This window comes from Pseudomonas sp. 10S5, assembly GCF_035019745.1.
GTDB lineage: Bacteria > Pseudomonadota > Gammaproteobacteria > Pseudomonadales > Pseudomonadaceae > Aquipseudomonas.
In genome coordinates this window covers 1-14,852 of record NZ_JASJVL010000030.1, presented here as the reverse complement: position 1 = coordinate 14,852, position 14,852 = coordinate 1, and the positions used below count along the sequence as shown (strand labels likewise).

Sequence of the window (14,852 nt, the reverse complement as noted above, 5' to 3'; positions counted from 1 at the left end):
TCAAACATCCAAGAGCGCGCGGGCGATGCCCTGCAGTTTACGGGTGAGTGGACCAACCGGCCAGTTCAGCTGCGCAAACTCCCGTACGGGCCATACGCCGTAAACGCTGTTGCACACAAAAACCTCGTCTGCCTGTTCCAGGTCGTGAATACCTATGTCGCGGACCTCGGTGACGATGCCCAAGGTTTGTGCTTGCGCCAATAGCTCGGCGCGCATTACTCCTGCCACACCGCAACGACTTAGATCGGCCGTGACCAGAACGTCGTCAGCGATCAAAAACAGGTTGCTGTAGACACCCTCAATGAGGCGTCCCGAGGTGTCATACATCAGCCCTTCGGCAAAGGCGCTGTCGTGCCATTCACTGCGGGCGAGGACTTGCTCCAGTCGATTGAGGTGCTTAAGCCCCGCCAACAGCGGCTGCTCGGACAGGCGGGTGACGCAGGCAAACAGGCTCACCCCCTGGTCGGCATGAGCCGCAGGATAAGGCGAAGGAGGATAGCCCTGAATAATACGTCGCGGACGAGCAAGGGGCGCGGGCGCATAACCACGCAGACTATCGCCACGGGTGACAATCAGTTTCATGACGCCGCGGCCCAACTGAGCGGCAAACGCCAGCAACTCACTGCGAATCAATGCTTGATCGGCAGCGATTTTCAAACGGTCGCAGCCCAGCTTCAATCGCGCCAGATGACGTTCGATCAATAACGGCCGTCCCGCCTTGACGGCGATGGTTTCAAATAACCCATCACCATAAGCCAAACCTCGATCCGTAATGGACAGAGCGTCTGCCGGCCGACCGTCGATCCAGCTCAACATCAATCAGCGAACCGGCGAAAGACCAACGAACCGTTAGTGCCGCCAAAACCAAAGGAATTGGACACCGCAACGTCGATTGGCATCGGCTTGGCCTCATGCGGCACGAAATCCAGGTCACAGCCTTCGTCTGGCTGATCGAGATTGATGGTCGGCGGTGCAACCTGATCATTGATCGCTAAAATACTGAAGATAGCCTCGACGGCGCCTGCTGCGCCGAGCAAGTGACCCGTCATCGACTTGGTAGAACTGACCGCCAGTTTGTAGGCATGGTCTCCAAATACTGTTTTGATCGCCGACGCTTCTGCCAGATCGCCCGCCAGAGTCGAGGTGCCATGGGCGTTGATGTACTGCACCTCATCAACGTTGAGCTTGGCATCACGCAGTGCATTAGCAATACAACGTGCCGCACCCGCCCCGTCTTCCGGTGGTGAGGTCATGTGATAAGCGTCGCCGCTCATGCCGAAACCGATCAGCTCAGCATAAATTGTTGCGCCCCGCGCTTTGGCGTGCTCAAGCTCTTCGAGTACCAATGCACCCGCACCGTCGGACAGGACGAAACCGTCACGGCCCTTGTCCCAGGGACGGCTGGCGCGAGCAGGATCGTCATTGCGCGTGGACAGAGCCCGAGACGCGCCGAAACCACCCATACCTAAACCGCAGGCGGCCATTTCGGCGCCACCGGCAATCATCACGTCGGCTTCACCGTAGACGATATTGCGCGCCGCCATGCCGATGCAGTGCGTACCTGTGGTACACGCCGTGGCGATGGCATAGTTGGGGCCCTGCGCACCGAGGTGGATCGACAGGAAACCAGAAATCATATTGATGATTGAGCCAGGCACAAAAAACGGAGAAATTTTCCCCGGGCCTTGCTCGTGCAACGAACGGCTGTTGTTCTCGATATTGGTCAGGCCACCGATACCAGCGCCCATGGCAACGCCAATTCGGTCGCGGTTTTCATCAGTAACTTCAAGGCCGGAATTGCGCACGGCCTGGAAGCTGGCAGCCAGCCCGTACTGAATGAACAAATCGAGACGGCGGGCCTCTTTGGCCGCGAGGTACTCCTCGACTTTAAAATCCTTAACCGAACCGCCAAAACGAGTGGTGAAGGCTGAAAGGTCCGTATGCTCGATCAGGCCAATGCCACTACGGCCAGCCAAAATGCCTTGCCAACTGCTCGGCACATCGGTGCCCAATGGCGACAGCATACCCATACCGGTGACTACGACGCGTCTACGCGACACAGCACTCTCCTTTCTTCTAATGACGACACTTTTGATCGATTTTTAAAGAAAAAACCGCACGCCAGCAATGGCAGTGCGGTTTTTCCAGTCAACAACGCAAATTAAAACTATTACGCTTGGTGCTTGTTGACGTAATCGATAGCAGCTTGAACGGTGGTAATTTTTTCGGCATCTTCGTCAGGGATTTCGGTCTCGAACTCTTCTTCCAAAGCCATTACCAGCTCCACGGTATCAAGGGAGTCAGCACCCAAGTCGTCTACGAAAGATGAAGTGTTTTTCACTTCGTCTTCTTTGACGCCCAGTTGCTCAACAACGATTTTCTTGACGCGTTCTTCGATGGTGCTCATACCTTGTTTTAACTCCTAGTGGACAAATTCAGGCAGCTGGCCGGTGGGTAAGTGTAAGAAGAGGTTTTGCGCATTTCAAGCTCAATGCGAAACCTCTCGAACCACACCCGCCTTCCGCCTATTAATAGATTGCAGCTTTATAACGGATTTTAGACCGCTCGTATGACATTTTTTTAAAGCGATCCGTCACATTTAGCTCATGTACATGCCACCGTTTACCGGGATTGTAGCCCCAGTAACGTAGCCTGCACCTTCAGATGCGAGAAAAGCGACCACGTGCGCAATCTCTTGGGCCTGCCCCAAACGCCCTAAAGGAATTTGGTTGATCAACAATTCGCGCTGCGTTTCTGGCAACTCGCGGGTCATATCAGTATCGATAAAACCGGGTGCAACCGAATTCACAGTCACTGCACGGGAGCCGACTTCGCGCGCCAGTGCCCGACTAAAACCTTCCAACCCGGCTTTCGCGGCCGCGTAGTTTACTTGGCCTGCGTTGCCCATGGCACCCACAACTGAACCAATACTGATGATTCGACCCCAACGGGCCTTAGTCATGCCGCGCAAAACACCCTTGGATAGCCGAAACAGGCTATTCAGATTCGTGTCGACAACGTCATGCCACTCGTCATCTTTCATCCGCATTACCAGATTGTCACGGGTGATACCCGCGTTATTGACAAGGATCAACGGTGCGCCAACACGTTCCTGGATCAACGCCAGGGTTGCGGTTACAGATTGGGCATTACACACATCCAGCATCAGCCCAAAGCCTTCGATCCCGTTTTCCTTGAAGGTTGCGCTGATGCGCTCCGCGCCGGATTCAGACGTTGCGGTTCCAACTACAGTCGCTCCGTTGCGTCCCAATTCAAGGGCGATAGCTTGTCCTATACCACGACTCGCACCGGTAACCAGTGCAACTTTACCTTGCAGGCTCATGCAAGCTCTCCTAATCAGGCCAATGCCGCGCGAGTGGCAGCGAAGGCATCTGGGGTATTGAGGTTGTAAGTCGTTACGCCTTCGGCGCAGCGTTTGTTCAGACCCGCAAGTACTTTCCCGGGACCACATTCGACCAACTGGGTAACACCGCTGGCTGCCAAGCTCTGAATGGACTCGACCCAGCGCACTGGCCTGTATAGCTGCTCAAGCAAATTGTGTTTCAGGGTAGCAAGATCAATCGCAGGCGACGCGCTGACATTTTGCACCAGTTGGATCTGAGGCGTCTGCCAGGCAATCGCTTCGATGGATTCAGCAAAGCGCTCTGCAGCCGGGCGCATCAGTTCGCAGTGCGACGGCACGCTCACCGGCAACGGCATCGCGCGCTTGGCGCCACGGGCCTTGCAAGCCTCCATGGCCCGCTCAACAGCGGCAGCAGAACCTGCGATCACCACTTGGCCCGGCGAGTTGAAGTTCACCGCACTGACCACATCACCTTGAGCCGACTCGGCGCACGCCGCCAAGACATCCGCATCCGCCAGACCCAAAATTGCCGCCATACCGCCTTGTCCAGCTGGCACGGCTTCCTGCATCAGCTGGCCCCGACGCTGCACCAACTTGACTGCATCACTCAGGCTCAAGCTGCCAGCCGCTACCAATGCGCTGTACTCACCGAGGCTATGCCCCGCGACAAACACAGGGCGAGCGCCATTTTCAGCCAGCCACAGGCGCCAAAGCGCCACGGAGGCGGTCAGGATTGCCGGCTGCGTCTTATCTGTTTGATTGAGTTGCGCCTCGGGGCCTTGCTGAGTCAACGCCCAAAGGTCGTAGCCCAGCGCTACGGAAGCTTCAGCAAATGTGTCCAGAATCAGTGGGTAATGCGCGCCCAACTCGGCCAACATGCCGAGGGACTGCGAGCCTTGACCCGGAAAAACGAACGCGAGGGATGCAGACATTAAACAAGCCCCTAATAATATGTCGTCGAAAAATATGCACCTGATCGACCAGGCACACTAACGCTTGGCTACATTGATGGACAATTGGATGAATAACCTGTCGCAAGCGTCACATCGCCATCAAGGAGCGTGACACACAGCAGTCTAGAGCAGCTCCTCTAGACGCCCACTTAACCGTTGAGGAAGATCTTCCTGAATTTCGATCAATGCCCGCTGAATAGCGCTTTGAAAGCCTTGCACGCTCGCAGATCCATGACTTTTGACGACTATCCCATGCAAGCCCAGAAAACTGGCCCCGTTATGGCGAGCGGGCGCAAGATCAGCCCGTAATCGCTTGAGCATTGGCAGCGCCATAGCACCCACTACTTTGGTGAACACGTTCTGCGTGAACAATGCTTCAATACGCGCACCTATCATCGTCGCCAAGCCTTCGCTTGACTTGAGCAGAATATTGCCGACAAAACCGTCACATACCACGACATCCGCCTCGCCCCGATAGACGCCATCGCCTTCGACAAAACCGACGTAATTCAACCCCGGTGACGCATGCAACAAACTCGCTGCCAGTTTGACCTGCTGATTGCCTTTGATGTCCTCTGTACCGATATTGAGTAGAGCTACCCTGGGCCGCGTGACACCCAAAGCCTCAGCTGCAACTGACCCCATCACTGCAAATTGATGAAGATTCTCAGCACTGCAATCAACGTTTGCCCCCAAATCCAGTAGCTGGCAATAGCCCCGCTGGGTTGGAATAGCTGCGACCATAGCCGGCCGATCAATACCCGGCAACGTCTTGAGCACGAAACGCGACAACGCCATTAGCGCCCCCGTGTTTCCTGCACTGACACACGCATGGACCTGACCACTGGCAAGCAATCCAAGTGCAACGCGCATTGAAGAGTCGGGTTTACCGCGCAACGCCTGAGAGGGACGTTCGTCCATGGAGATCACTTCAGTAGCGTTTAAAACACGCAGACGTGAGCGATCCACACCGGAATGGCGGGCAATCAATTCTTCAATAAGGGGGGCTTGACCGACGAGGATCAGGTGCAGCGAGGGTGTTGCGACCAAACAAGCAATGCAGGCCTGCACAATGTTGCGGGGACCGAAGTCCCCACCCATTGCGTCAATCGCGATGATCGAAGCGGACAAGTAATTACTCGTCAGCGCCTTTATCGATCACTTTGCGACCACGGTATACGCCTTCTGGCGATACGTGGTGACGCAGGTGAATTTCACCCGTGGTTTTTTCTACAGACAGAGTGCTAGCCGTAAGGGCGTCGTGCGAACGACGCATGTCACGGGCAGAGCGGGATTTTTTGTTCTGCTGAACAGCCATAATTAATTAACTCCTAAACGTTTGGGTCACGCTTTAACTGCGCCAATACACTGAACGGGTTGGACCGCGTTACCTCGTCCTCGCTCGACTCGGACACTTGATTGTCCGCCGGCTGCTGGCATTCTTGCGGATCATGAGCAGGCACAATGGGCAAGGCAAGCAAAAGCTCTTCCTCGATCAATGCCAGCAGATCCAATGGATCTTCGCCCAGTTCCAGCACGTCATAACCTTTCGGTAACGACTGGGTATTCGCACCCTCTTTCACCACAGCGTAACTGCACTCACTGTGGATCGGCAGGGTGACCAGCTCAAGACAACGCTGGCAAACCATTTTGACTTCGACGTCGATTGAACTGTGAATTACCACAGATCTACGCTCGTCGCGCTCAAAAACGAACTTCGCCTGCACCGTACCGAGGGTATCGGAAAGCGGGTCGCAGAGCCTCTCCAAATCAGCCAGCGGTACTTCTCCCTGAAGAGTAGTGCCACGATCAGCTAATTTGCGCGGGTCAACGTGAGGTGGAATCGGGTCATTCAACATAGGCGCAGCATTCTAGGGATGAGGCACCCCTCTGTCAAAGGAAATTCAACGCTGTGCGTATCCGTAGTCGCTGATTACAATCAACTTTCACTCAAGGAGAACTTAATGCTCCCCCTGCTACTTGCCTCCAGCTCACCCTACCGCCGCGAACTACTCACCCGCCTGCGGCTTCCGTTCACCTGCAGCTCGCCAGACATCGACGAAAGCCGGCACGCTGGCGAACCCGCCATTGATCTGGTCCAGCGCCTGGCCCGCGAGAAAGCTCAAGCCTTGGCGGGCAGCCACCCCGATCATTTAATTATCGGTTCGGACCAAGTGGCAGTGCTCAATGGGAACGTCCTCGGCAAGCCCCACACCTTCGAGCGAGCGCTGGAGCAATTATCAGCGGCGAACGGCAACAGCGTGACCTTCCTGACTGGCTTGGCGCTGCTGAACAGCCTTACCGGACACTGCCAGGTCGACTGCGTGGCGTTTACCGTCCACATGCGCACGCTGGATCAACCCAGCCTCGAACGCTACCTGTACGCCGAACAACCCTACGACTGCGCAGGCAGCTTCAAAGCCGAGGGGTTAGGGGTAGGCTTGTTTCAGAGCACCGAAGGCAGCGACGCCACTAGCCTGATCGGCTTGCCACTGATTCGCTTGGTCGACATGCTGCTGATTGAAGGGGTAAGCATTCTGTAGGAGTGTCTCCTACAGAAGTAGAAAACCCGACCATAAGGTCGGGCTTCAATTAGCGCAGCGACGGCCCCTGGAAGCCCATCCACATCGCCAATTGATTGGCCATGCTGACACCTAGCTTCTTCGAGAACCGATCAAACGGTGAATCTTCGACGGTGTAGTCGACAATGTCCTTCGCGCCGATCACTTCACGAGCGACGTAACTGGCATTGCCCAGGCCATCAATCAGACCCAACGGCAGTGCTTGCTCGCCGGTCCAGACCAATCCAGAAAACAATTCCGGGTGCTCTTTGTCTTTCAGACGATCGCCGCGCCCTTGTTTGACGCTGGCGATGAACTGACGGTGCGTCGTATCCAGTACGCCTTGCCAGAACAATGTCTCGTCGGCCTTCGGAGGCTGGAACGGATCAAGAAATGCCTTGTGCTCACCCGAGGTGTAAGTCCGACGGTCAACGCCCAACTTATCCATGATCCCGACAAATCCGAAACCGGCAGCCGTCACGCCAATCGAACCCACTAAACTGGCCTTATCGGCATAGATTTGGTCTGCGGCACTGGCGATGTAATAAGCCCCAGAGGCCCCGAGATCACTGATCACCGCATACACCTTGATATCAGGTTTCTCGGCACGCAGGCGACGAATCTCGTCGTAGATGTAACCCGCCTGGACCGGGCTGCCACCCGGACTGTTAATGCGCAGGATCACACCCTTGGTTTTGGAGTCGTCGAATGCCGAACGCAACGCACCGACAATGTTATCGGCGCTCGCAGCCTCTTTGTCAGCAATCATACCCCGCACTTCAATCAATGCAGTGTGAGGGTCGCCCCGCGATCCGCCTTTGCCGAAATCCATTAAAGGTGTAAACACCACCAGCGCGCCTATCAGGTAAGCAAATGTCAGCAGCTTGAAAAAAATGCCCCAGCGCCGCGAACGACGCTGCTCCTGCACGCCTGCGAGCAAGGTTTTTTCCAGCAGCTTCCAACTTCTGTCGTCACCCTTTACGCCCGGAGTTTCAGCGCTGTCGCTTTTCCATTCGTCTGACATGTATTAATTACCTTAAAAAGAATCGCTGCCAGGAGCACTTAACCAACTGCGCAATTCAGAAAACCGTTCGATGGCCAAACGCGGCTTGAACTCAAGTAGTGACGCCAGCGACTGCGCTCCGTAACCCACTGCAACTGAATCCATACCCGCGCTATGCGCCATCAACAAATCGAAGGACGAATCCCCCACCATGAGCGCCTCATCGGACGCGACGCCGCAATGCTCAAGAATCTCGCGCAACATAAGCGGATCCGGCTTGCTGGCGGATTCGTCGGCGGCACGCGTGATCTCAAAATAATCCTGCCACCCATGAGCTTTCAAGACCCGATCCAGACCACGACGGGATTTCCCCGTCGCAACGGCCATTTGATAGCCTTGGGCGCGAAATGCTGCCAGCGAATCCACCACATCAGCGAACAAGGGCGATGGCTCGGCCTCAAGCGCCAAGTAACTGTCGGCGTAATGCCCACGAAAATTCAACATCTGATCCGAGCTTATATCCGGGTACAGCGTACGAATCGCCTCAGGCAAACCCAGCCCAATGATGCCCTTGATCGCGAAGTCATCACGCACCGGCACATCACACCGACCGGCTGCGACTTGCATAGCCTCGACGATACGACCGATGGAATCGGCAAGGGTGCCATCCCAGTCAAAAATCAGTAGTTTATAGTCAGGGCGCACTCAATCGCTCCACGGTCTTGGCCCACATTTCATCAACAGGCGCTTGAAGTTTTAATTCGCCACCGTCCGGCAATGGCACCGTCAGCATGTAGGCATGCAGGAACAAGCGTTTGCCGCCCAAATCCCGAATTTCCCGACTGAAATCTTCATCGCCATACTTGGTGTCGCCGGCGATGCAATGGCCCGCGTGCAGGGTGTGGACGCGAATCTGGTGGGTACGACCGGTAACAGGCTTGGCCTCAATCATGGTGGCAAAGTCACCGAAGCGACGCAGGACCTTAAAAATCGTCAGTGCTTCCTTGCCCTCTTCGTTGACTTCAACCATACGCTCGCCGGAGCGCAAGTTACTCTTGAGCAACGGGGCGTTGACGCGCTTTTGCGCCGCGGCCCAATTACCGCGAACCAGCGCCATGTAGCGCTTATCAACGCCGTCACCGCGCAGTTGCTCGTGCAAATGCCGCAACATGCTACGTTTTTTGGCGATCATCAACAGACCCGAAGTATCGCGATCCAAGCGGTGCACCAACTCCAGCTCCTTTGCATCCGGACGCATCTGACGAAAGGCTTCGATCACACCGTAATTCAGACCACTACCGCCATGCACTGCAATACCCGCAGGCTTGTTCAGCACGATCAGCGCCTTATCCTCATAAACGATGGCCGCTTCCAGACGCTGTAAAAGGCCTTGTGCCAGCGGAACAGGCTCATCGCGCTCAGGCAGGCGCAACGGCGGAACGCGAATGATATCGCCCCCCTTGAGCTTATACTCAGGTTTGATTCGACCTTTGTTCACCCGCACTTCACCCTTACGCAAAATGCGATAAATCAAGGTCTTAGGCACACCCTTGAGGTAGGTGAAGAGAAAGTTATCGATGCGTTGACCGGCAAGTTCCGGCGCAACCTCAACCAGCTGGACGCCGGAGGTTGGAGGGGCAATATTTGTCATGCCGCAAATCATAACAATTTTTTATGGATTTGAAGCACTTAATGATTACTGCTATAGTCGCGAACGCCGCCAAAAGCGGCCCGGACAGCGGACTAACGGTGTAACCACCGGCCCTGACCATCGCAATTCAAAGGACGCAAGGCCGTCCGACGGGGCTTTCGCTGGATAACGAAGGTCTGAAAACGTAACAAGCGCAGGTGACATGAGGCCCGAAACAAGCCAGATCGCAGGGTTATCACTCGCCTTCTGAGCCCATATCCACGGCCGGTTCACAAAGTGCAGTCGCTTTCAGACGATTCGAGCAAAAGTTTCGGAAATAACGCCTTAAGCCATGACGCGTGACCTTCCTATCGAGGGTTGCGGTAAATGCCAACCCGCTGCGGATTCTGCGCGCGGCAGCACCCGAATTATCAGGGATACGTGTGGGGTGGAGACGCACAACCATTGGACTGTGTAGCACTAGGCCTTATTTAAGACGCTCATATCGTCCACTGCCGATGGTTGATTCCTCCTCCTGACAAAGCTTTTGCTGACAGGGTGTCTTTTGTCACCACAGCAAGCAGGATACGTCGTCGCGACTTCGACCCCTTTGGTTGGAACCTCGCTAGACACTGGAGTGGCCAACCGCTCCTGACGCACCCTGACACCGACCGTGAGAAGTCGTGTGTGCCGAACGCCGTTTCCGGCAGCCCGGAAACCGACGGTACTACATGAAAAGAATGCTAATTAACGCAACTCAACCCGAAGAGTTGCGCGTCGCACTGGTAGATGGCCAACGCCTCTATGATTTGGACATCGAATCCGGTGCGCGCGAGCAGAAGAAGGCCAATATCTATAAAGGCCGGATTACTCGCATTGAACCAAGCCTTGAGGCTGCCTTTGTCGATTTCGGCTCTGAGCGCCATGGCTTCCTGCCCCTCAAAGAAATCTCCCGTGAATACTTCAAGAAAGCGCCTGAAGGCCGCGTAAACATCAAGGACGTCTTGACCGAAGGTCAGGAGGTGATCGTTCAGGTCGAAAAAGAAGAGCGTGGCAATAAGGGCGCAGCCCTGACCACGTTCATCAGCCTGGCCGGTCGTTATTTGGTGCTGATGCCAAATAACCCGCGTGCTGGCGGTATTTCCCGTCGCATCGAAGGCGAAGAGCGCAACGAACTGCGTGAAGCACTGAACGGCTTGATCGCTCCGGCTGACATGGGCCTGATCGTGCGCACTGCTGGTCTTGGCCGCAGCAGCGAAGAGATGCAGTGGGACCTCGATTACCTACTGCAACTGTGGACTGCTATTAAAGAAGCATCCCTTGATCGCTCCGCTCCGTTCCTGATCTATCAGGAAAGCAACGTCATCATCCGTGCCATCCGCGATTATTTGCGCCAGGACATCGGCGAAGTGCTAATCGACAGCGTTGAAGCCCAGGAAGAAGCTTTAACGTTTATCCGACAGGTGATGCCGCAGTACGCCAGCAAGATCAAGCTCTACGAAGACAGCGTACCGCTGTTCAACCGTTTCCAGATCGAAAGCCAGATCGAAACAGCTTTCCAGCGTGTGGTTGAATTGCCTTCCGGCGGCTCCATCGTTATCGATCCAACCGAAGCACTGGTGTCCATCGACATCAACTCGGCGCGCGCTACCAAAGGTAGCGACATCGAAGAAACCGCATTGCAAACCAACCTGGAAGCGGCTGAAGAAATTGCCCGCCAGCTGCGCCTGCGTGACATTGGTGGCTTGATCGTCATTGACTTCATCGACATGACACCCGCCAAAAACCAGCGCGCAGTGGAGGAGAAAGTTCGCGAAAGCCTGGAAGCTGACCGTGCCCGCGTCCAAGTCGGTCGCATCTCGCGTTTTGGCCTACTGGAAATGTCCCGTCAACGCTTACGTCCATCGCTGGGTGAAAGCAGCGGCATCGTTTGCCCGCGCTGCAACGGCACCGGCATCATTCGTGACGTGGAATCGCTATCGCTGGCCATCCTGCGCCTGATCGAAGAAGAAGCCCTGAAAGACCGTACCGCAGAAGTCCGCGCTCAAGTGCCGATTCCGGTTGCGGCTTTCCTGCTCAACGAAAAGCGTAACTCGATCACCAAGATCGAACTCCGCACCCGGGCTCGTATTGTCATTCTGCCTAACGACCATCTCGAAACGCCGCACTTCGAAGTACAGCGCCTGCGTGATGACAGCCCCGAAGCGCACACCAATCAGTCCAGTTACGAAATTGCTGCGGCCGCTGCCGAAGTGGAAGAAGTTGCGCCACCTGCTGCCGCCACCCGCACCCTGGTTCGTCAAGAAGCTGCCGTCAAGACCGCCCCGCCGCGTGCCAACGCGCCGGTACCAGTCGAAGCCTCCGCCCCCGCTGCACCGTCTTTAGCCTTGCCTGAGCCAAGCCTGTTCAAAGGCTTGGTGAAATCCTTGGTCAGCCTGTTTGCGGTCAAAGAAGAACCAAAGGCGGTTGTGGTAGAAAAACCAGCTGCTGAACGCCCTGCCGCACGTAACGACGAGCGCCGTAACGGCCGCCAACAGAGCCGCAGCCGTAACGGCCGCCGTGACGAAAAACCGCGTGAAGAGCGTGCCGAACGAGCTCCACGTGAGGATCGTGCGCCGCGCGAACCCCGTGAAGAAGTCGCAGTTGCAGCCGCACCTCGCGAAGAACGTGCCCCGCGTGCGCCTCGTGAAGAGCGCGCCCCACGTGCTCCGCGTGAAGATCGCAAATCGCGCGAAGATCGCCCGGTGCGTGAATTGCGTGAAGCACTGGACGCCCCTGCTGCCCCTGAAGCCCGTAGCGAAGAACGTCCAGAGCGCGCACCGCGTGAAGAACGCCAGCCGCGCGAGCCTCGTGCACCGCGTGAAGAGCGTCAACCTCGCGTTGAGCAGCCTGCCGTAGCGGTCGCTGAAGACGAAGAAGACGAAGTACTGACCAACGAAGAATTGCAGGATGACAATCAGGATGGCGCCGAAGGCGATCGCCCTCGTCGTCGTTCGCGTGGTCAACGTCGTCGCAGCAACCGTCGCGAGCGTCAACGTGATGCCAACGGTAACGTGATCGAAGGTTCTGAGTCGGAAGGCTCCGAGTCGGAAGACGAAACCCACGCAGAGCCAAGCACCTCTGATCTAGCCGCCGGTCTGGCCGTTACCGCCGCCGTTGCCAGCAGCGTGATCAGCGCGCCAGCCGAAGCCGATGCACATCGCCAAGCTGAACGTGCCACCGCTGCGGTCGAAGCGTACAAAGCGCCAGTGGTAGAAGCACAGGTTGTCGAGGCGCCAGTCGCTCAGGAACCAGTGTTTGAAGCCCCCGTCGTTGAAGCGCCAGTGGCTCAGACTGCACCGCACGTCGAAGCAACCCCAAACGTTGAAGTCCAGTACACGCCACGTGAAGAAGTTGCTGCTGTGCAACACCCCGCTGTCGCCGCTCAATCCGAGCTGTTCAGCACGCCTATTGGCGAGCAAGTTGCCGCATTCAACAAGCCTGCGGCGCACGAAGAGGTTGCGGCCACTGACTCTGCGCAAGTGCCGACTCAAGCTCCTGCTACCCCGGTAGTCGCAGAAGTACCGGTTGAACAGCCTGCTCCGGTTGCAATTGCTGCGCAAAACGAACTGCCACAAGCAGTTGATACAGCGATTGAGGCACCGACTGTTACGACCAGCAGCACAGGCCGCGCACCGAACGATCCTCGTGAAGTGCGTCGTCGCAAGCTTGAGGCCGCGCGCCTGCAGAAAGAAGCTGAAGAAGCAGCTGCCAACGCTCCCCAGGTTGTTGCCACTGTTGAACCCGCTCCAATTGCTGAAGTCGAGCCGACCCAGCATTTCGCAAGCACCCAACACACTTCCACCGAAACCCCAGCACCGGTGATTGATGAAAATCTTCGCTCAGCTGAAGAAGTAGTGCGGCATCACCCAGAAGCATTGGAAGAAAGCAAAGAGCCTAAACCGCTCGCTTAATCCCCGCTGACGAAACGCCCCCGTTTGCGCAAGCACACGGGGGCTTTTTTATGTCTCGAAAATCCACGCACAAGTCCTGTCAACGTAACCGTCCGGCCAACATATCTCCTGATCCCGAAGGCAAAGGCGATGGTGCCCACCTAATGTGTAATGTGACCCCAAAAAAATTGGACGATTTTTCTATCCTCTACCGGCCTGAGCACTGTGCTCAGCAGGACTATGGGTCTGTGATAACTGCGAAATGCTATTCAGGCGCCGGTTCCGCCACAATCATTGACAAAAGTTTTCCGACAGCAAGGCGGCTAGCGCATGTCATGAGCGCGAAATTCAACGACCTCTACCGCTTATCCAGAAATCGCTTTTGGTCGAGCGGGCTTGCCCAACGCCCTCTCGACCTTACGCGATAGGTCGGCGACTGTGGTATGCACTTGCAGCCGCGCCGCAGAACAAACCCGCAACACTTTGCAAGACGACTCAGTTCCCGGGAGGTTTACCACCTCACCAAAAATTTGGCTCCTACAGAGGGATGAACTCTGTAAGAGCTGGTTTGTTCAAAGAGTGAAGCAAAGAGCTGTTACTGCGACATCGGGGCCTTGGCCGGGTCCTTGCTCATGGTGCCTTTCTTCATGGCGCCTTTCTTCATGGCGCCTTTAGACATGTTGTCATTGCTCATGGTGCCTTTTTTCATGGCACCTTTTTTTGACATGTTCATGTCGTCTTTGGTCGGGGCAGCTTGTTTCGCTGGATCGTCATTCAAATTGTCTTGGGCAGCGCTGTTTTGGCTGATGCTGTTTTTCTTCATCACGTCCTTGGACATGGTGCTTTTGCTCATGGGATTGCCGATGGTGGTATCGGCCGCGGAGGCGCTGCCAACAGTACCCAACCCCACGCACATGGACAATACGAATACAGATAATTTTTTCATGAAAATTTACCTTTGATCGTTAGTTTGGAAAGACGTACAGCGGGCTGCACGCCCTTGGTTATTCGCTAACTGACTCCATTTTTAAGCGCTCGCGGTAACTAAGTCCTCACCCAGACTTCGATTAAATGTGATAACTCGTTTCCACTTATACGGTCAGATTCTTTGGGCCGTTAAAGATTCAGAATATATTCGGCTTGCCGAATCGTCAGGGTGACGATAATTAACGTTGGCCATTGGCATCTCGAATTGGTCCTTGGCCTCACTATTGGCCGTAACGCAGTTGGTGGCGAACGGCATGTCTTCGCCGATCGGCCACCTGCCGGCGAGGTGCGTGTAATGATCCAGCACGCGGGGTGAAGAATGGTGTGGGCTACAATTTGACGAGAAAGATACTGAACTGCGCCCCAAATGTTGGACACCCATCCAACTACCGGGGTGTTTTTCATGGGTAAATATTCAACGC

At 55.7% G+C, this 14,852-nt stretch carries 14 protein-coding genes; 2 read left to right on the top strand and 12 right to left on the bottom strand.

Annotated features, from left to right (window positions below):
- The 8 genes from pabC to QN378_RS22505 all read right to left on the bottom strand — a co-directional run bounded on the left by pabC (window position 1) and on the right by QN378_RS22505 (window position 6,176).
- On the bottom strand, window positions 1-816 hold the full coding sequence (gene pabC, locus QN378_RS22540; RefSeq protein WP_322204871.1) for an aminodeoxychorismate lyase: 816 nt from the start codon (window positions 814-816) through the stop codon (window positions 1-3).
- Window positions 816-2,060: a beta-ketoacyl-ACP synthase II gene (gene fabF / locus QN378_RS22535; RefSeq protein ID WP_322204872.1), complete on the bottom strand. Its 1,245-nt coding sequence runs from the start codon at window positions 2,058-2,060 to the stop codon at window positions 816-818. The genes pabC and fabF overlap by 1 nt, the downstream gene beginning before the upstream one ends.
- Before the next feature lie 110 nt (window positions 2,061-2,170).
- Complete coding sequence (acpP, locus tag QN378_RS22530) at window positions 2,171-2,407, bottom strand: acyl carrier protein (RefSeq protein WP_322204873.1); 237 nt, start codon at window positions 2,405-2,407, stop codon at window positions 2,171-2,173.
- Between the two features lie 192 nt (window positions 2,408-2,599).
- Window positions 2,600-3,343 carry a 3-oxoacyl-ACP reductase FabG gene (gene fabG / locus QN378_RS22525; RefSeq protein ID WP_322204874.1) on the bottom strand — a complete coding sequence of 248 codons (744 nt, stop codon included), beginning with the start codon at window positions 3,341-3,343 and terminating at the stop codon, window positions 2,600-2,602.
- A 14-nt stretch (window positions 3,344-3,357) separates the two neighbouring features.
- On the bottom strand, window positions 3,358-4,296 hold the full coding sequence (gene fabD / locus QN378_RS22520) for an ACP S-malonyltransferase (protein WP_322204875.1): 939 nt from the start codon (window positions 4,294-4,296) through the stop codon (window positions 3,358-3,360).
- Between the two features lie 144 nt (window positions 4,297-4,440).
- Complete coding sequence (gene plsX, locus QN378_RS22515; RefSeq protein ID WP_322204876.1) at window positions 4,441-5,448, bottom strand: phosphate acyltransferase PlsX; 1,008 nt, start codon at window positions 5,446-5,448, stop codon at window positions 4,441-4,443.
- Window positions 5,449-5,452: 4 nt separating this feature from the next.
- Window positions 5,453-5,635 (bottom strand): 50S ribosomal protein L32, encoded by a 183-nt coding sequence (gene rpmF, locus QN378_RS22510; RefSeq protein WP_008152339.1) that lies wholly within the window; start codon window positions 5,633-5,635, stop codon window positions 5,453-5,455.
- A gap of 13 nt (window positions 5,636-5,648) precedes the next feature.
- The gene (locus QN378_RS22505) at window positions 5,649-6,176 is read right to left on the bottom strand and encodes a YceD family protein (RefSeq protein WP_322165486.1); all 528 of its coding nucleotides are present in this window, start codon (window positions 6,174-6,176) and stop codon (window positions 5,649-5,651) included.
- 105 nt (window positions 6,177-6,281) lie between these two features.
- On the opposite strand from QN378_RS22505, the gene QN378_RS22500 reads away from it, so the two are divergent.
- Entirely contained in the window at window positions 6,282-6,860 is a 579-nt protein-coding gene (locus QN378_RS22500) for a nucleoside triphosphate pyrophosphatase (RefSeq protein ID WP_323550854.1), read from the top strand.
- A 49-nt stretch (window positions 6,861-6,909) separates the two neighbouring features.
- Here QN378_RS22500 and QN378_RS22495 read toward each other — a convergent pair whose 3' ends face one another.
- From QN378_RS22495 to rluC, 3 genes are read right to left on the bottom strand one after another with little or no spacing between them, the layout of a single operon-like run.
- Window positions 6,910-7,902, bottom strand: a complete 993-nt coding sequence (locus tag QN378_RS22495; protein WP_323550855.1) for a S49 family peptidase — start codon at window positions 7,900-7,902, stop codon at window positions 6,910-6,912.
- A gap of 12 nt (window positions 7,903-7,914) precedes the next feature.
- Window positions 7,915-8,586 carry an HAD-IA family hydrolase gene (locus QN378_RS22490; RefSeq protein WP_322204879.1) on the bottom strand — a complete coding sequence of 224 codons (672 nt, stop codon included), beginning with the start codon at window positions 8,584-8,586 and terminating at the stop codon, window positions 7,915-7,917.
- Window positions 8,576-9,532, bottom strand: a complete 957-nt coding sequence (gene rluC, locus QN378_RS22485; RefSeq protein ID WP_322204880.1) for a 23S rRNA pseudouridine(955/2504/2580) synthase RluC — start codon at window positions 9,530-9,532, stop codon at window positions 8,576-8,578. The genes QN378_RS22490 and rluC overlap by 11 nt, the downstream gene beginning before the upstream one ends.
- A gap of 710 nt (window positions 9,533-10,242) precedes the next feature.
- On the opposite strand from rluC, the gene rne reads away from it, so the two are divergent.
- A complete protein-coding gene (rne, locus tag QN378_RS22480) occupies window positions 10,243-13,464 on the top strand; it encodes a ribonuclease E (RefSeq protein WP_323550856.1) in 3,222 nt (1,073 codons plus the stop codon).
- Between the two features lie 574 nt (window positions 13,465-14,038).
- Here rne and QN378_RS22475 read toward each other — a convergent pair.
- Window positions 14,039-14,389, bottom strand: a complete 351-nt coding sequence (locus QN378_RS22475) for a hypothetical protein (protein ID WP_323550857.1) — start codon at window positions 14,387-14,389, stop codon at window positions 14,039-14,041.
- Window positions 14,390-14,852: the final 463 nt, after the last annotated feature.